The sequence below is a fragment of the Rhodococcus daqingensis genome (assembly GCF_042665615.1).
GTDB classification, from domain to species: Bacteria; Actinomycetota; Actinomycetes; order Mycobacteriales; family Mycobacteriaceae; genus Rhodococcus_G; species Rhodococcus_G daqingensis.
This window is the reverse complement of sequence record NZ_JBHTCS010000009.1, coordinates 153,305-169,329: the sequence shown is the minus strand read 5'-3', so window position 1 is coordinate 169,329 and position 16,025 is coordinate 153,305. Positions and strand designations below refer to the sequence as shown.

15 protein-coding genes and 1 riboswitch are annotated in these 16,025 nt (G+C 70.0%); of the genes, 11 read left to right on the top strand and 4 right to left on the bottom strand.

Annotation, left to right across the window (positions count from 1 at the left end):
* Positions 1 to 17 precede the first annotated feature (17 nt).
* The gene (metE, locus tag ACFQS9_RS05250) at positions 18 to 2,291 is read right to left on the bottom strand and encodes a 5-methyltetrahydropteroyltriglutamate--homocysteine S-methyltransferase (protein ID WP_378402270.1); all 2,274 of its coding nucleotides are present in this window, start codon (positions 2,289 to 2,291) and stop codon (positions 18 to 20) included.
* A gap of 149 nt (positions 2,292 to 2,440) precedes the next feature.
* A riboswitch (cobalamin riboswitch) is annotated at positions 2,441 to 2,637 on the bottom strand.
* Positions 2,638 to 2,951: 314 nt separating this feature from the next.
* On the opposite strand from metE, the gene ACFQS9_RS05245 reads away from it, so the two are divergent.
* From ACFQS9_RS05245 to ACFQS9_RS05205, 9 genes are all read left to right on the top strand, one after another.
* A complete protein-coding gene (locus ACFQS9_RS05245; RefSeq protein WP_378402268.1) occupies positions 2,952 to 6,365 on the top strand; it encodes a pyruvate carboxylase in 3,414 nt (1,137 codons plus the stop codon).
* Positions 6,362 to 6,925: a 16S rRNA (guanine(966)-N(2))-methyltransferase RsmD gene (gene rsmD / locus ACFQS9_RS05240; RefSeq protein WP_378402267.1), complete on the top strand. Its 564-nt coding sequence runs from the start codon at positions 6,362 to 6,364 to the stop codon at positions 6,923 to 6,925. The genes ACFQS9_RS05245 and rsmD overlap by 4 nt, the downstream gene beginning before the upstream one ends.
* Positions 6,922 to 7,413 (top strand): pantetheine-phosphate adenylyltransferase, encoded by a 492-nt coding sequence (gene coaD, locus ACFQS9_RS05235; protein ID WP_378402265.1) that lies wholly within the window; start codon positions 6,922 to 6,924, stop codon positions 7,411 to 7,413. The genes rsmD and coaD overlap by 4 nt, the downstream gene beginning before the upstream one ends.
* A gap of 91 nt (positions 7,414 to 7,504) precedes the next feature.
* Positions 7,505 to 8,269, top strand: a complete 765-nt coding sequence (locus ACFQS9_RS05230) for a DivIVA domain-containing protein (RefSeq protein WP_378402263.1) — start codon at positions 7,505 to 7,507, stop codon at positions 8,267 to 8,269.
* 97 nt (positions 8,270 to 8,366) lie between these two features.
* Complete coding sequence (locus tag ACFQS9_RS05225) at positions 8,367 to 8,984, top strand: YceD family protein (protein WP_378402261.1); 618 nt, start codon at positions 8,367 to 8,369, stop codon at positions 8,982 to 8,984.
* Between the two features lie 2 nt (positions 8,985 to 8,986).
* On the top strand, positions 8,987 to 9,169 hold the full coding sequence (rpmF, locus tag ACFQS9_RS05220) for a 50S ribosomal protein L32 (RefSeq protein WP_137799096.1): 183 nt from the start codon (positions 8,987 to 8,989) through the stop codon (positions 9,167 to 9,169).
* A 7-nt stretch (positions 9,170 to 9,176) separates the two neighbouring features.
* Complete coding sequence (gene rnc, locus ACFQS9_RS05215) at positions 9,177 to 9,920, top strand: ribonuclease III (protein ID WP_378402259.1); 744 nt, start codon at positions 9,177 to 9,179, stop codon at positions 9,918 to 9,920.
* Between the two features lie 4 nt (positions 9,921 to 9,924).
* On the top strand, positions 9,925 to 10,785 hold the full coding sequence (gene mutM / locus ACFQS9_RS05210) for a bifunctional DNA-formamidopyrimidine glycosylase/DNA-(apurinic or apyrimidinic site) lyase (RefSeq protein ID WP_378402257.1): 861 nt from the start codon (positions 9,925 to 9,927) through the stop codon (positions 10,783 to 10,785).
* A gap of 53 nt (positions 10,786 to 10,838) precedes the next feature.
* A complete protein-coding gene (locus ACFQS9_RS05205; protein WP_378402255.1) occupies positions 10,839 to 11,345 on the top strand; it encodes a hypothetical protein in 507 nt (168 codons plus the stop codon).
* Positions 11,346 to 11,353: 8 nt separating this feature from the next.
* Here ACFQS9_RS05205 and ACFQS9_RS05200 read toward each other — a convergent pair whose 3' ends face one another.
* The 3 genes from ACFQS9_RS05200 to pdxR all read right to left on the bottom strand — a co-directional run bounded on the left by ACFQS9_RS05200 (position 11,354) and on the right by pdxR (position 15,109).
* Positions 11,354 to 12,016: a DUF305 domain-containing protein gene (locus ACFQS9_RS05200; protein WP_378402253.1), complete on the bottom strand. Its 663-nt coding sequence runs from the start codon at positions 12,014 to 12,016 to the stop codon at positions 11,354 to 11,356.
* A 6-nt stretch (positions 12,017 to 12,022) separates the two neighbouring features.
* Positions 12,023 to 13,543: an LVIVD repeat-containing protein gene (locus ACFQS9_RS05195; protein ID WP_378402251.1), complete on the bottom strand. Its 1,521-nt coding sequence runs from the start codon at positions 13,541 to 13,543 to the stop codon at positions 12,023 to 12,025.
* Positions 13,544 to 13,663: 120 nt separating this feature from the next.
* Positions 13,664 to 15,109 carry a MocR-like pyridoxine biosynthesis transcription factor PdxR gene (gene pdxR, locus ACFQS9_RS05190; RefSeq protein ID WP_378402249.1) on the bottom strand — a complete coding sequence of 482 codons (1,446 nt, stop codon included), beginning with the start codon at positions 15,107 to 15,109 and terminating at the stop codon, positions 13,664 to 13,666.
* Here pdxR and ACFQS9_RS05185 point away from each other — a divergent pair.
* Positions 15,098 to 15,664, top strand: a complete 567-nt coding sequence (locus ACFQS9_RS05185; RefSeq protein WP_378402247.1) for a pyridoxamine 5'-phosphate oxidase family protein — start codon at positions 15,098 to 15,100, stop codon at positions 15,662 to 15,664. The two genes, pdxR and ACFQS9_RS05185, sit on opposite strands and share 12 nt — an antisense overlap.
* A gap of 259 nt (positions 15,665 to 15,923) precedes the next feature.
* On the top strand, positions 15,924 to 16,022 hold the full coding sequence (gene kdpF / locus ACFQS9_RS05180) for a K(+)-transporting ATPase subunit F (protein ID WP_099459055.1): 99 nt from the start codon (positions 15,924 to 15,926) through the stop codon (positions 16,020 to 16,022).
* The last annotated feature ends 3 nt before the right edge of the window (positions 16,023 to 16,025 follow it).

Sequence of the window (16,025 nt, the reverse complement as noted above, 5' to 3'; positions counted from 1 at the left end):
GCGGGTGCGGCGCCGGCCTAGAGCTCGGCTCGAACCAGTTCGGTCGCGGCGACCAGGTTGCGCAGCGACGCCTCGACCTCGGCCCGGCCGCGGGTCTTCAGTCCGCAGTCGGGGTTGACCCAGAGCCGCTCCACCGGAACGGCCCTCAGTGCGGCACGCAGCGAATCGGCGATCTCCTCGACCGAGGGCACCCTGGGGGAGTGGATGTCGTAGACACCGGGGCCGACACCGAGATCGAAACCGACCGAGTTGAGGTCGTCGAGGATCTCCATGCGTGAGCGCGCCGCCTCGATGGAGGTGACGTCGGCGTCCAGGCCGGCGATCGCTCCGATCACCTCGCCGAACTCCGAGTAGCACAGGTGGGTGTGGACCGCGGTCGCGTCGGCGACCCCGGAGGTGGCCAGCCGGAACGCTCCGACCGACCAGTCGAGGTAGGCGGGCTGATCCGCCGCCCGCAGCGGCAACAGCTCGCGCAGCGCCGGTTCGTCCACCTGGATCACCTGGGCACCCGCGGCCTCCAGGTCGACGGTCTCGTCGCGGATCGCGAGCGCCACCTGGTCGGCCGACTCGGACAGTGGCTGGTCGTCACGGACGAACGACCACGCCAGGATCGTCACCGGTCCGGTGAGCATGCCCTTGACCGGCTTGGCCGTCAGCGACTGCGCGTAAGAGGTCCACTCGACCGTCATCGGCTGCGGTCGACGAACGTCGCCGAACAGGATCGGCGGTCGCACGCAACGGGTCCCGTAGGACTGCACCCACCCGTTTGAGGTGGCGAAGAAGCCGTCGAGCTGTTCGGCGAAATACTGCACCATGTCGTTGCGCTCGGGCTCGCCGTGCACCAGCACGTCGAGGCCCAGCCGTTCCTGAAGGGCGATCACATCGGCCACCTCGCCGCGCATCCGGCGGACGTACTCGGCCTCGTCGATCTCGCCCTTCCGCAGCGCGGCCCTGGCCACCCGGATCGCGGTCGTCTGCGGGTACGAGCCGATCGTGGTGGTGGGCAGTTGCGGCAGCGGCAGGACGGCCGCCTGCACCTCGCGACGCTCCGCGGCGGGACTGCGTCCGTCGTCGGACGCCCGCAGGGTGGCGAGTCGCTTCCGGATCGCCTGGTCGTGCAGCCGGGGATCGGCCGCCCGGGTGGCCTGGGCAGCCGCTGCCTGCGCCAGCTCCGCGGCGACGGCCTCGCGACCGGAACGCAGGCCGGTCGCGAGGGTGGTCACCTCGCGCACCTTCTCGGATCCGAAGGCCAGCCAGGACCGCAGCGCGTCGTCGAATCCGGTCTCGCTCTCGAGCGAGTACGGCACGTGCAGCAGGGAGCAGGAGGTGGAGACCGCGACCGAACCGACACTCTCACGCAGGGTTTCGAGGGTCGTCAGGGATTCGGCCAGGCCGTTGCGCCAGATGTTCCGCCCGTCGACGATCCCGGCGACGAGGTGTTTGCCCGCCAGTTCGGGGATCCCGGCCAGCGTCTCCGGGTCACCGGCGACGAGGTCGATCGCCAGTCCCTCGACGCCGGTCCTCGCCAGTGTGGGCAGCGCGGCGCCGAGGTCGCCGAAGTAGGAGGCGAGCAGGATCGCGGGCCGGTGTTCGAGCGCGGACAGCGCCCGGTACACCTCGCCCGCGGTCGCGGTCGCGATCTCGGACTCCGTGCGATCGGCGACCAGCCCGGGCTCGTCGATCTGGACCCACTCGACGCCTGCGTCCACCAGCAGCCCGAGCAGCGCGGCGTACAGAGGGAGCAGCTCCCCGACGCGGGAGAGGAGCGACGACTCGAAGTCGGTCGCCTTCGACAAGAGCAGGAAGGTGACCGGTCCGATCAGCACCGGCCGAGGTGCGATGCCGAGGGCCTGCGCCTCCGCCACCTCGCCCAGCACCTTCGAGGGGTCGAGGGTGAACCGCGTCGAGGCGGTGATCTCCGGGACCAGGTAGTGGTAGTTGGTGTCGAACCACTTCGTCATCTCGAGCGGGGTGATGGTGGCGGTGCCGCGGGCCGCGGCGAAGTAGCGGTCCAGCGCCGTCGGCTCCCCGGCGACCCGTTCCGGTAGCGCGCCGAGCATCGCGGCGGTGTCGAGCATCTGGTCGTAGTACGAGAAGACGTTGACCGGAACGGAATCGATCCCGGCATCGCGCAGATCGGTCCAGCTCTGTGTGCGCAGGTCCCGCGCGACGGCGTCGAGCGCGGAAGCGTCGAGCCTGCCGGCCCAGTAGGACTCGACGGCCTTCTTGAGTTCGCGGCGGGGGCCGATGCGCGGGGAGCCCAGCACGGTTGCGGTGAAGGTGGATGTCACGGTGTTCTCCAGTTGCTGACAGCTTAGGCGGCCACCACCGGCAGACGAAGAGCACGAACCGAGCCCTGTGTGGCGCCCACATGCGGGCAGCGGTCAGCACCGATCCGATCTACTCGCCCATTCCACGAGGCGGTGGACCGTCGGGCACGGCGTGCCCGACGCAGTCGGCAGGTCTTCGGACTCGCAGGCGCCCGGTGATCGACACCGGTCCTAGTGGCCGTCGCTTCCCAGACGTGCGTCCAGTGCGTGATGACGGCGGTCGTTCCTGCATACCGCTGCGGGACAGTCCCGGATTCTCACCGGGTTCCCTCTCACACGTGTCCCTGTCGACAGGGACACGTGCTTCGACGCCGGGCGGGGACTTCGGGGCTCCTCACGACCACACCGGGCGGACCGATTGCACTGCCGAGTATATGAGGCGGACCGGGAGCGATCGACCAGCCCGCTGCGGAGGCGTTCGCCCGCGGTTCGGGCCATCGGCGAACCCTGCGAAGGCGGCCGAGAAGAAGTCGAATCCGCAGTTCACGGCGGGTGCCGTAGTCCTGTGAGGTGGGGGCCGGTAGCGTACTGCATCGTTACAGCGGGTCGAGTATGCGGAAATTTCCCGGATGCTAGGACGCCGTCCGGCGAGCGGTACGAGAGCAAGGGTAATTTTCAGCGATGTTCTCAAAAGTTTTGGTTGCCAATCGCGGGGAAATCGCGATCAGGGCGTTCCGTGCCTCCTACGAGCTGGGCGCGGGAACCGTAGCTGTCTTTCCGTACGAGGACCGCAACTCGGTCCACCGTCTGAAGGCTGACGAGAGTTACCAGATCGGGGAGGAGGGGCACCCGGTCCGGGCCTACCTGTCGATCGCCGAGATCGTCGCGGCGGCGAAGAAGGCGGGCGCCGATGCCATCTACCCCGGTTACGGCTTCCTCTCTGAGAATCCGGACCTCGCCGCGGCCTGTGCCGCCGAGGGCATCACCTTTGTCGGCCCGTCCGCCGAGGTGCTCGAGCTGACCGGCAACAAGGCCCGCGCGATCGCCGCCGCGAAGGCCGCCGGCCTCCCCGTGCTCTCCTCGTCGGAGCCCTCCGCGAACGTGGACGAGCTGCTCGCCGCCGCCGAGTCCATGCAGTTCCCGCTGTTCGTCAAGGCGGTCGCGGGTGGCGGTGGTCGCGGCATGCGCCGCGTCGGCGAGCGCGCTCAGCTGCGTGAGGCGATCGAGGCCGCGGCCAGGGAGGCGGAGTCCGCCTTCGGTGACGCCACCGTGTTCCTCGAGCAGGCCGTGGTCGACCCGCGGCACATCGAGGTGCAGATCCTGGCCGACGGTCAGGGCAATGTCATCCACCTGTTCGAGCGAGACTGCAGCGTGCAGCGACGTCACCAGAAGGTGATCGAGCTGGCGCCCGCGCCGAACCTGCCGGAGGAGCTGCGCGCGCGGATCTGCGCCGACGCGGTCGCCTTCGCCAAGGAGATCAACTACAGCTGCGCCGGCACCGTCGAGTTCCTCCTCGACACCCGCGGCAACCACGTCTTCATCGAGATGAACCCGCGCATCCAGGTCGAGCACACCGTCACCGAGGAGGTGACGGACGTCGACCTGGTCCAGGCCCAGCTCCGGATCGCCTCCGGCGAGACGCTGGCAGACCTCGGGCTGTCCCAGGACTCGATCAAGCTCCGCGGCGCGGCACTGCAGCTGCGCATCACCACCGAGGACCCGGCCAACGGATTCCGCCCCGACACCGGCCGGATCACCGCGTACCGGACCCCCGGCGGCGCAGGCGTGCGCCTCGACGGCGGCGCGAACCTGGGCGCCGAGGTCGGCGCCTACTTCGACTCGATGCTGGTCAAGCTCACCTGTCGCGGCCGGGACCTGCCCGCCGCCGTCGCCAGGGCGCGACGGGCCGTGACCGAGTTCCGGATCCGCGGCGTGGCCACGAACATCCCGTTCCTGCAGGCCGTCCTCGACGACCCGGACTTCCGGGCGGGCAACGTGACGACCTCGTTCATCGAGGAGCGCCCGGCCCTGCTGACCTCGAGGGCGTCCGCGGACCGCGGCACCAAGATCCTGACCTACCTCGCCGACGTGACTGTCAACAAGCCACACGGCGAACGGCCCACGACGATCTACGCGCACGACAAGCTGCCCAAGATCGACCTGACCACACCGCCGCCCGCGGGTTCGAAGCAGCGGCTGGTGGAGCTCGGTCCCGAGGGGTTCGCCGCCGCGCTGCGGGCGCAGGACGCGCTCGGCGTCACCGACACCACCTTCCGCGACGCGCACCAGTCGTTGCTCGCGACCCGGGTGCGCACCGGCGGCCTGCTCGACGTCGCCGGGCACGTCGCCCGGATGACGCCCGAGCTGCTGTCGGTGGAGGCCTGGGGCGGCGCGACCTACGACGTCGCGCTGCGCTTCCTGCACGAGGACCCGTGGGAGCGGCTCGCCGCGCTGCGCGAGGCGATGCCGAACATCTGCCTGCAGATGCTGCTGCGCGGGCGCAACACCGTCGGCTATACGCCCTACCCCGAGACCGTCACCCGCGCGTTCGTGCGCGAGGCCACCTCGACGGGCGTGGACATCTTCCGGATCTTTGACGCGCTCAACAATGTCGACCAGATGCGGCCGGCCATCGACGCGGTCCGCGAGACCGGCACGGCGGTCGCCGAGGTCGCGATGAGCTACACCGGTGACCTGTCGAACCCGAACGAGGACCTCTACACCCTCGACTACTACCTGAAGCTGGCGGAGCAGATCGTGGACGCGGGCGCCCACGTGCTGGCCATCAAGGACATGGCCGGGCTGCTGCGCGCTCCGGCGGCCACCACCCTGGTGTCGGCGCTGCGCAGCAACTTCGACCTGCCCGTGCACGTGCACACCCACGACACCCCGGGCGGCCAGCTGGCCACCTACCTGGCGGCGTGGCAGGCGGGGGCCGACGCCGTCGACGGTGCCAGCGCCGCGCTCGCGGGCACGACCAGCCAGCCGGCGCTGTCGGCGATCGTCGCGGCCGCCGCCCACACGCCGCGCGACACGGGCCTGGACCTGCAGGCCGTCTGCGACCTCGAGCCGTACTGGGAGGCGCTGCGAAAGGTGTACGCGCCGTTCGAGTCCGGGCTGCCCGCCCCCACCGGTCGCGTCTACACGCACGAGATCCCGGGCGGTCAGCTGTCGAACCTGCGCCAGCAGGCCATCGCGCTCGGGCTGGGGGACCAGTTCGAGGAGGTCGAGGCGAAGTACGCGGCGGCGGACCGGATGCTCGGCCGCCTGGTGAAGGTGACCCCGTCCTCCAAGGTGGTCGGCGACCTGGCGCTGCATCTCGTCGGCGCGGGGGTCTCGACCGACGAGTTCGCGGAGAACCCCGCGGGGTACGACATCCCGGAGTCCGTGATCGGGTTCCTGCGGGGCGAGCTGGGCAACCCGGCCGGTGGCTGGCCCGAGCCGTTCCGCACCAGGGCGCTCGAGGGCCGCGGCGACGCGAAGCCCGAGACGCCGCTGACCGCGGAGGACCAGGCCGGACTCGACGGATCCCCGGATGAGCGTCGTGGCACCCTGAACCGGCTGCTGTTCCCCGGCCCCACCCGCGAGTTCCTCGAGCACCGCGAGAAGTACGGCGACACCTCGAGGCTGTCGGCGAACCAGTTCTTCTACGGCCTGCGCCGCGGCGAGGAGCACCGTGTCGAGCTGGCACCCGGCGTCGACCTGCTCATCGGGCTGGAGGCGATCTCCGAACCCGACGAGCGCGGCATGCGCACGGTGATGTGCATCCTCAACGGCCAGTTGCGTCCGGTGTCCGTGCGCGACCGCTCGATCGCCAGCGAGATCCCCGCGGCGGAGAAGGCGGACCGGGGCAACCCCGGTCACGTCGCCGCGCCGTTCGCCGGCGTCGTGACCCTCGTCGTCGCCGAGGGACAGAAGGTTTCCGCTGGCGACACCATCGCGACGATCGAGGCGATGAAGATGGAGGCGGCGATCACCGCCACCCGCGGAGGCGTCGTGAGCAGGCTCGCGATCGCTCCGGTCCAGCAGGTCGAGGGCGGCGACCTCTTGGCCGTGATCTCCCTCGTGTCGACGGAGGAGGACGGACCGCAGTGACCCGGATCGTGGCCGGCGCCGCGGGTGGGCGCCGGCTCCGGGTCCCGCCCAAGGGCACCCGGCCCACCTCGGAACGGGTGCGGGAGGCGTTGTTCAGTTCGCTCGACGCCCGCATGCACCTCGACGGTGCTTCGGTGCTGGACCTGTTCGCCGGCTCGGGAGCGCTTGGGCTGGAGGCACTCTCGCGGGGGGCCGAGCACGTCGTGCTGGTCGAGTCGGACGCGAAGGCCGCCGCGGTGGCGCGCGAGAACGTGGCGACACTCGGCTTGCCGGGCGCGGTGGTGCGGTCCGCGCCGGTGGCGGCGGTTGTCGCGGGCAGTCCCGACCGCGAGTACGACCTGGTCTTCCTGGACCCCCCGTACGCGATGGGCGAGGACGAGGTCGGATCGGTGCTGGGCGCGTTGGTCTCCGGTGGCTGGATCGGCGAGGACTCACTCGTCGTGCTCGAGCGGTCCTCGCGATCGCCGGAAACGGTGTGGCCGGCGGGCCTGTCCGCGGACCGGGTGCGCAAGTACGGCGAGACCCGGATCGAGATCGCCTGTTACGGTCTGCAGTCATGAGCAGTGCGGTCTGCCCCGGGTCCTTCGATCCCATCACCAACGGGCATCTCGACGTGATCGGCCGGGTGGCGGTCCAGTTCGACGAGGTCATCGTCACGGTGATGGTGAACAAGAACAAGAAGGGGCTGTTCACCATCGACGAACGCCTCGAGATGCTGCGCGAGGCCATCGCGGATCTGCCGAACGTGCGGGTCGATGCCTGGCAGGGACTGCTCGTCGACTACGCAAAGGCCAACGGCGCCAGCGCGATCGTCAAGGGCCTGCGCGGTGCCAACGATTTCGACTACGAGCTGCAGATGGCGCAGATGAACCACAAGCTCACCGGCGTCGACACTCTCTTCATCGCGACGAACCCGCGCTACAGCTACCTCTCCAGCTCGCTGGTCAAGGAGGTCGCGACCTACGGCGGCGACGTCGCGGACATGGTGCCCGCGAAGGTGCACGAGCGGTTGCTGGCCCGGCTGGCCGAACGCGCCGCGGAGCAGTAGATCCTCGACACACCGGGCGTGGCGGCGCGCCCGTGGGCGGCGCGACGGGCAGACTGGTTCGGTAAGCCGTCGTCGACGATTGGGGTTTGGCGTGTACCGGGTATTCGAGGCGCTCGACGAGCTCGTCGCGATCGTGGAAGAGGCGCGCGGGGTCCCGATGACGGCGGGGTGCGTGGTGCCCCGCGGCGATGTGCTCGAGCTCCTCGACGACGTTCGCGAGGCGATTCCCGGCGAACTCGACGACGCGCAGGATGTGCTCGACCACCGGGACAAGCTCGTCGGTGACGCCCGCGCGCACGCCGAGAAGGCAGTCACGAGCGCCGACGCGGAGGCTGCGGCCACCCTGTCCGAATCGCGCGCCGACGCCGACCGGATCCTCGCCGACGCCAAGGCGAAGGCCGACCGAATGGTCTCCGAGGCGCAGGCGCACGCCGAGGAACTGGTCGCCGACGCGCGCGAGGAGGCCGACCGAACCATCGCGGAGGGGCAGCACGAGTACGACACCCTCACCGGACGGGCCGCGGCGGAGACGGAGCGCCTGGTCGAATCCGGCCGCGCCGCGCACGACCGGTCGGTCACGGACGGCCGCGCCGAGCAGGAGCGGCTGGTGTCGCAGACCGAGGTGGTGCAGGCCGCGCACGCCGAGTCGGCGCGTGTCATCGATTCGGCGCACGCGGAGTCGGACCGACTGCGGGGCGAGTGCGACCTGTACGTCGACGGCAAGCTCGCGGAGTTCGAGGAGTTCCTCTCCGGGACCATCCGCTCGGTGGGCCGGGGCCGCCAGCAGCTGCGCACCGGATCCGGGATCCCCGACTACGACGAGCCGGAGGATCGGCACGCCGCGCGTCGTCGCTGAGTCGGCCCGGGTTCCTCGATTTCGGCCGCCGGTCGATATCGCGTACCCTGGGGTGGTTGCCCATTCTTGTCAGTTGCTTGAACGAAAGCGATGTCGCGTGTCCTCCCACCGCTCCACCTCGCACCGTCCGCAGGTCGGTGGCTTCGTGCTGGACACCCTCAGCCTCGGACGTCGCCCCGGGTCGATGACCACGGTCACCCGCACGGTCCCCACCGCCTCCCGGATCGGCCTCGACCTGGTCGCGGTGCCGGTCGGCGGCGAGGTCGAACTCGACCTGCGCCTGGAATCCGTCTCGGAGGGAGTGCTGGTCACCGGCACCGTCCGTGCGGCCACCGAGGGGGAGTGCTCGCGCTGCCTCGAACCGTTCGCGGGCGAGCTGGACATCTACCTGACGGAGCTGTTCGCCTACCCGGACAGCACCACCGAGGCGACCACCGAAGAGGATGAGGTCTACCGCATCGTCGACGACCTGATCGACCTCGAGCCGGTCATCGTCGACGCGGCCGGGCTAGAACTTCCGCTGCAGCCGTTGTGCAGCGAAGATTGCCAGGGACTGTGCCCCGAATGTGGGGTTCGCCTGGCGATTGCAGAATCTGGGCATGGGCATGAGATACTTGATCCTCGCTGGGCTGCCCTCGCGGGGAAGTTCGACGCTGAGGATGCATCATCCCAGCCCAGCACGAGTCGTGTGAACACCGAAGCCGAGGAGAAGTAGAAGTGGCTGTCCCCAAGCGCAGAATGTCGCGATCCAACACCAGGTCGCGTCGCAGCCAGTGGAAGACCACTGCGCCCACCCTCATCACCTGCCCGAACCGTGGCTGTGGCGAGAAGACGCTGCCCCACATTGCGTGCCCCTCCTGCGGCACCTACAAGGGTCGTCAGGTCACCGCTGCGGTCTAGTCGCGCAGTGACAAGTAGTAGTAACGCAGCACCCGCCGGCGGCGAGGGGGAGCACGATTCCCTCCTCGCCGCTCTTGGCGTTGTCCTGGACGAATCGCTGCTCACGCTCGCGTTGACCCACCGCTCGTACGCGTACGAGAACGGCGGGTTGCCGACGAACGAGCGGCTCGAGTTCCTCGGCGATTCCGTGCTCGGACTCACCATCACCGAGAAGCTCTACATCTCGCATCCGGACAAGTCCGAGGGCGAACTCGCCAAGATCAGGGCCAGCATCGTCAACATGCACGCCCTCGCGGAGGTCGCCCGCGGCCTCGGCGATGGTGGCCTCGGCGCACATCTGCTGCTCGGCAAGGGCGAAGAGATGACCGGGGGCCGCGGTAAGGCGAGCATCCTGGCCGACGGGATGGAGTCCCTGCTCGGTGCGGTGCACCTCCAGCACGGCATCGACGTCGCACGGACCGTGGTGCTGTCGTTGTTCGGCGACCTCCTCGAGCGCGCACCCAAGCTGGGCGCGGGCCTCGACTGGAAGACCAGCCTTCAGGAGCTGACCGCGGAGCGCGGTGCGGGTGTGCCGGTCTACGAGATCAGCGCGACCGGGCCCGATCACGACAAGGAGTTCACCGCGACCGTGGTGGTCGCGGGGAGCCCGCTCGGTGTCGGTGTCGGGCGCTCGAAGAAGGAAGCCGAGCAGAAGGCGGCCAGTACCGCCTGGAAGTCCCTCTCGGAGGGCGACTCCGACCAGGACGGCTGACGCCGTGCCGGAGCTGCCCGAGGTCGAGGTGGTCCGGCGCGGGCTCGCGGCTCACGTCGTCGGGTCCCGGATCGATGCCGTCGAGGTCCTGCATCCGCGCGCGGTGCGGCGTCACGTCCTCGGCGGTCACGACCTCGCGGCCCAACTGACCGGCCTCGCGGTCACGGGCGCCAGTCGTCGCGGCAAGTACCTCTGGCTCGAGGTGGCACCCGGTGACCTGGCCGTGGTGGTCCATCTCGGGATGAGTGGCCAGATGCTGGTCCAGCCGCCGAGCGCGGCCCGTGAGAAGCACCTGCGGATCCTGGCCGCGCTGGACAACGGCACCGAACTCCGCTTCGTGGATCAGCGCACCTTCGGCGGCTGGGCGCTCGCCTCGATGGTGGAGGTGGGCGGCACCGCGCTGCCCGAGCCGGTGGCTCATATCGCTCGGGATCCCCTCGACCCCGAGTTCGACCCCGACGCGGTGGTCGCGGCGATCCGCGGCAAGCGCAGCGAGATCAAGCGTGTCCTCCTCGACCAGACGGTGTTGTCCGGGGTCGGCAACATCTATGCCGACGAGGCGTTGTGGCGCAGCGCGATTCACGGGAACAGGCCGGCGGACCGGCTGTCCCGCAGGCAGGTCCGTCTGCTGCTCGACTCGGTGACCGACGTGATGGGCGAGGCGCTGGCGCAGGGCGGAACCTCGTTCGATGCGCTGTACGTCAACGTGAACGGGGAGTCCGGCTACTTCGACCGATCGCTGTCCGCCTATGGTCGCGAGGACCTGCCCTGCCCGCGCTGCGGTGCGCCCATCCGGCGGGAGAAGTTCATGAACAGGTCCTCCTACAGCTGCCCGAAGTGCCAGCCGCGCCCGCGAGGCTTGTAGGCCACACACGCGACGCGCAGACTGGGTGCAGTGTCACTCGGTGAGGAGGCCCCGTGGCCGACTACGACGACATGCTCACGGTGCGTCAGCTCGTCGACGACGTCCTGCTGGTGTTGCGCTGGTCAGCGCAAGCGGATGCGACCCTCGGTGACGACAGCGGCGGGCAGAGTCCCGTCGTGCCCGACGCGGACCTCCGGCGCCAGTTCGCTTCGGCGGTCGAACGACTCGTGGCGAACCAGGGGCGGTCGGCGCTCCGCACACTCGGCGGCGAGGACCCGGATTTCCACGCCGACACCGTGATTGCCGCGTTGGAATCGGCGGGCTGGGACGGCGCCCCTCGCGACTTCACCCTCTCGGTGATCGAGCTGGCCGGCCGCAGCGAGGTGATGGGGGTCGTCCGCGGAGGCGGGACGATCGGGCGCAGGGCCTTTCGGGCCCTTCTGGCCGCGCTGAACGCGGCACTGGGCAGCCTCGGCGCTATCCCGGGCGTGGCCGCGATCCGGGAACTGGAGGAGATGCTGGAGAAGATCCTCGACATGGAAGCGGCCGAGCAGGTGTGAGTCGTCGATCACGGATACGGCAATGGGTCCGCACCCCGGGCGCGAAGCATCCCGGTCATGACCTCGATCTCCTCGGACTGGGACTTGACCATGGCGAGCGCAGCCTGCCGCACCGCCGGCAGCGCGCCGACCCGAAAGCCTGCGGTCGCCATGTCGATGCCGCCGTTGTGATGCCGGACCATCAGCTGGAGAAAGCGCACCTCGGCCTCCGGGCCGGTGAGTCCGCGCAGCCCGTCGATGTCCTGCCAGCCGGCCATCCCCGGCATGGTGGCGGTCTGACCGCCGGCCTCGGATGGCCGCATCTTTCCGTGGTGCCCTCCCGCATCCGCGGCCATCCAGAGCATGGGTGACGGGGATTGCGGCGGAAGCGAATACAACCGCAGCCAGCCGCGCAGTTCGCCGATCTCGCGCATCTGCTCGAGCTCGATCTGGTCGGACAGCACCCGAAGGTTCGGGCTCACCTGGTCCGAGAGGTTCTGTGTCAGCAGGATGGCCTGCTCGTGATGGGCCGCCATGTCCTGCACGAAGCCGACCTCGGCATCGGACAGGGCGATCGCGCCGTCGGTTCGGTCGGCCCGCGCCTGGAACCACATTCCCGCCGCGACACCGAAACCCACGAGCCCGACGATCGCGCAGCCGGAGAGAGCGAGGGAGATCCACCGTCGACGCATGTGGCGCTACCGGATCGGGTAGACGTCGTTGGTGAGCTGAAGGACCATGAATCCGTTGTCGGAGCAGGTGACCCAGAGCTGGTCGCCGTGGAACTCGGGCGGCGACAGGCACCAGTCGGCCGAGAGGTCGGTGCCGAACAGGCGTGCCCGCGGGCCGAGGGTGGCGAGCGGGTCGAGCTTCTCCTCGAGCAGCGCGCGACCCACGGAAAGGAAGCCGCTGGCAGGCACGCCTGCGATGGAGGCGACGGCGTGCGGGGAGTTCGCGAGCTCGAAATGCTTGTTCGTCTGCGCGGGTGGGTTGTAGTACGCGATCTCGCGGATGTCGTCCAGGTCGCGGACGTCGAACACCCTGATCCCGGATTGCACCCAACCGCACGCGAGGGTGGTCGGATCCTGCGGTCGGTCCACCGAGCAGTAGTGCGATTCGTAGCCGAAGATCGAGTTGCCCTGGCTCGAGCTCGACCAGCGGTCCATGTTCTGGGGCAGGTTGATCTCCAGTTTGATGTTCGCGGCGACCTTCACGTTCTGCTCATCCGCGAGGTCGAGGGCCTTCACGCCGCCGGACCCGAACTCGTCCACGGAGAAGATGTAGGGGTGCCCGTCAAAGGAGACCGGGATGCTGTGCTGGGTGATCTGGCCGTCGCTCCAGAACAGCCGAGACACGTGCGGCACCTGCGGATTCGGGTCGCGGCGCTGGACCGCGCGGACGTCGAGGATGGTCACACCCGCCAGGTGCGAGAGGTAGAGCCTGTTGCCGTCATCGCTCACCCCGAAACCGTGTTCCTCGAGCCCGGTCAGGCCCTGCCAGACGACCCGCGGGTGTGCCGGGTCGCTGATGTCGATCGCGTGCAGGAGCCCGGGTGCGATGCCGGAGGCCCAGTAGGTGTTCCCGTCCGGGGAGAAGCCGCCCTCGTGGGTGGTGATCGGCAGCGGGAGCGTCAACTGGCTCCCGACGCCGGTGTTGAGCAGTCGCGGGTGTGCGCAGTCCTCGGAGATGTCGTAGACCGAGAAGTAGCCGACCGCCTCCAGGAGGCCGACCCCGGTCGCGGCGAGCAGGCCGCGTTCCTCGTTGACCTTCAAGGTCTCCCAGGTGCCGCCCGCCATCGCCGGCTCGGTCAGGGTGGTCGACAGCCTCGGGTTGGCAGGATCCGACGCGTCGATGACCTGCACCCCCGGCTGGGTCGGTCCCAGGCCCTGGGAAGGCCAGAACGACCCCATGTACGCGCAATTCCGGTACGACGCGCTGACGATGCCGCCGCCGGTGCCCTGGAACCGGCCGACCAGCGCGGCGTTGCAGCTGTACCCGGCCGTGCTGCGGCCGCTCGCGCGGTCCGCCACCGTGACCTCGCCCTGCAATCCGGGCTCCGGTGCCGAACCGGGCCCGCATTCGGCGCGGGGGACCGCCTCGCGGTGCACGTCGAGTAACTCCTGCGGTGTCTGCGCGCCGGCGAGCTGGCCGGGGAGGGCGATCCCGACGATCAGAACGAGGGTGGCAAGCAGAGCCGGTCGCGTGAGCTTCACAAGCATCCCCCCAGATGTCAGCGCCGACGGGTCGCGATGTGGGTGACTGTAACCGTCTGACTCAGACACTGTCCCGGGATTGGCCGAACGGACATCGGTGCACCCGCCGGTGAATCCACACCACGGTCAGCGCAGGTGACCACCCACGACCCGGGCGATCGTCTCGGCCGCGGCTTCGGCCCGGGTCTCCGGCAGCCGCGCGTATCCGCACATCAGCCCGCGCGGGCCGTCGACGGTGGTGCGGTACGGGGCCAGTCCCGGTACGGCGAGGCCGTGGCCGCCGAGCGCGGCGGCGATGGCCTCGTCGTCGACCCCGTCGGGCAGGCGCAGCACCACGTGCAGCCCCGCCTCGATGCCCGCCAGATCGACCCCCGGCTGTTCCATCAGGTCGCGCTGGCTCCGGAGGGCACCGACGAGTGCCGTCCGCCGCGCCGAGTAGGTGCGCGACGCGCGAGCGAGATGCCGGGTGAGGGCGCCGGAATCGATGAACTCCGACAGTGCGAGTCCCGTGACCTCGCAGGCGTTCTCGCCGCTGAGCCGGAGCGAGTCGTGTACCCCGCGCAGCAGCGGTCGTGGCGGGAGCAGCCAGGCCAGGCGGATCGAGGGTGAGAGGATCTTCGATGCGGTACCGACGTAGGCGACGCAAGCGTCGCCGCCCTCGAGGCTCCGCAGCGCGGGTAGGGACGAGACGTCGTAGCGGAACTCGCCGTCGTAATCGTCCTCGATGATCAGCATCCCGGATTCGCGCGCCAGGGCGACCAGCCGGGCCCGGCGCGAGACCGGCATCCGTGCGCCGAGTGGATACTGGTGCGCCGGAGTGCAATACACGGCCGCATCCGATTCGCGCAGCGCGGCCGGGTCGAGGCCGTCCTCATCCACCGTGACCGGGCGGAGGCGAGCGCCCGCGATTTCGAGCGTCAGTCGGGCCTTGCGGTACCCAGGCTCCTCGAATGCGACCTCCTGTCCGGCGAGGTCGGCGGCCGCGGCGAGGGCGCGCAGCGCGGCGTTGACGCCGGGGACGATGACCAGTTCGTCCGGGTGGGCGACGATCCCGCGAGTGCGCCGCAGGTGCACCGTCAGGGCGCGGCGCAGCTCCGGATGGCCGTTCGGGCCGGGTGGGTGCGGGCGGATCGGCGCCGCCGCGGCCGAGCGCCAGGCGCGCCGCCAATCATCTGGGGAGATGAGGCCGGTGTCCGGGCATCCCGGGGTCAGGTCCCACGTCGGCGACGCCGGGGTCGGTTCGGTGACGGGGACCGGCGCCGGACGGTCCGACACGTGGGAGCCGGCGCCCGCCGCGGCCGCGGCGTCGGCGCCAGGCGCGATCAGGGTCCCGGATCCCGGCCTCGCGCAGGCATATCCGGCCGCACAGAGCTCGTCGTAGGCCTCGACCACGCCTGCCCGGGCCACGCGCAGCTCGGCCGCGAGCGCCCTGGTCGGCGGCAGCGCATCGCCGGGGTGGAGCCGGCCGAGCCGGATCGCGTCGATGATCGCCTCCGCGATGCGGTGCCGGAGGGCCTCACCGGTGGGCGGCAGCGTCAGCGTCAATTGGACGTCGTGCGGGTGGCGGGCCATGGGCCCACCCTCGCCACCGTCGTCGACGGCATGCCGTGGGCGGTGCCGATGCTCTATGCCAGGGACGGCGACCGGATCCTTCTGCACGGATCCACCGGAGCAGGCGCCCTGCGTCAGGTCGCCGCGGGCGCGCCTGCGGCGCTCTGCGTCGCCATGCTCGACGGAATCGTGGTGGCGGACAACCTCTTCAACTCGTCGGCCAACTACCGCTCCGCTGTGGTCCGTGGGCACCTGACGGCGCTGTCACCGGACGAGTCCGCCAACGCTCTGACCGCACTCTCGGATGCCCTGATCCCGGGACGCGGCGCCGAGGTGCGCACCCACACCAAGAAGGAACTCGCCGCCACCCTGACCATCGCGCTGCCGATCGCCGCCGGCCAGTGGACCGTGAAGGTGCGCGATGCACCGCCGAGCGGTCCGGGCGGCGACCATGGCGAGTGGGCGGGTGTCGTGCCGCTGCGGACCGTGACAGGCGCGCCGATCCCGGCGCCATGGGTGGATGAACTCACCCCGGTGCCGGCATCGGTGCGGCGGCTCGCGCACGGTGCTCCGTGATCGCCGTCGCATATGCGTAAAGAACGCGTCAACAGCCCAGGTAGCGGCGTTAGCGAGCCGTAAGGAAGTCCCAATTCGTCCCCGGCCGGGAGCACGCTGCACTGTGCCCGAAATCGGGGACGGAACCCGCCGACGGACGGCGGGCACGAGACTTTCGAAAAGGAACTGTCATGGCTGATCTGGCCTACGTGGCGCTCATCATCGGCACCTTCAGTCTCTGCGCGCTGGTGCTGCGCGGGTTGCAGACAAAGCGTGCGCAGTGACCGCCGGTGGGACGCTCAGCGTCATCCTGATCGCCATCGCGGCGGCCCTCGTGATCTACCTGCTGATCGCGCTTCTTGACCCCGAGAGGTTCTGATAC

Bases quoted from the DNA above. Each gene is read 5' to 3' on its own strand.
- ACFQS9_RS05195 (WP_378402251.1), bottom strand. From the start codon at position 13,543: ATGCTTGTGAAGCTCACGCGACCGGCTCTGCTTGCCACCCTCGTTCTG.
- coaD (WP_378402265.1), top strand. From the start codon at position 6,922: ATGAGCAGTGCGGTCTGCCCCGGGTCCTTCGATCCCATCACCAACGGG.
- ACFQS9_RS05200 (WP_378402253.1), bottom strand. From the start codon at position 12,016: ATGCGTCGACGGTGGATCTCCCTCGCTCTCTCCGGCTGCGCGATCGTC.
- pdxR (WP_378402249.1), bottom strand. From the start codon at position 15,109: ATGGCCCGCCACCCGCACGACGTCCAATTGACGCTGACGCTGCCGCCC.
- ACFQS9_RS05245 (WP_378402268.1), top strand. From the start codon at position 2,952: ATGTTCTCAAAAGTTTTGGTTGCCAATCGCGGGGAAATCGCGATCAGG.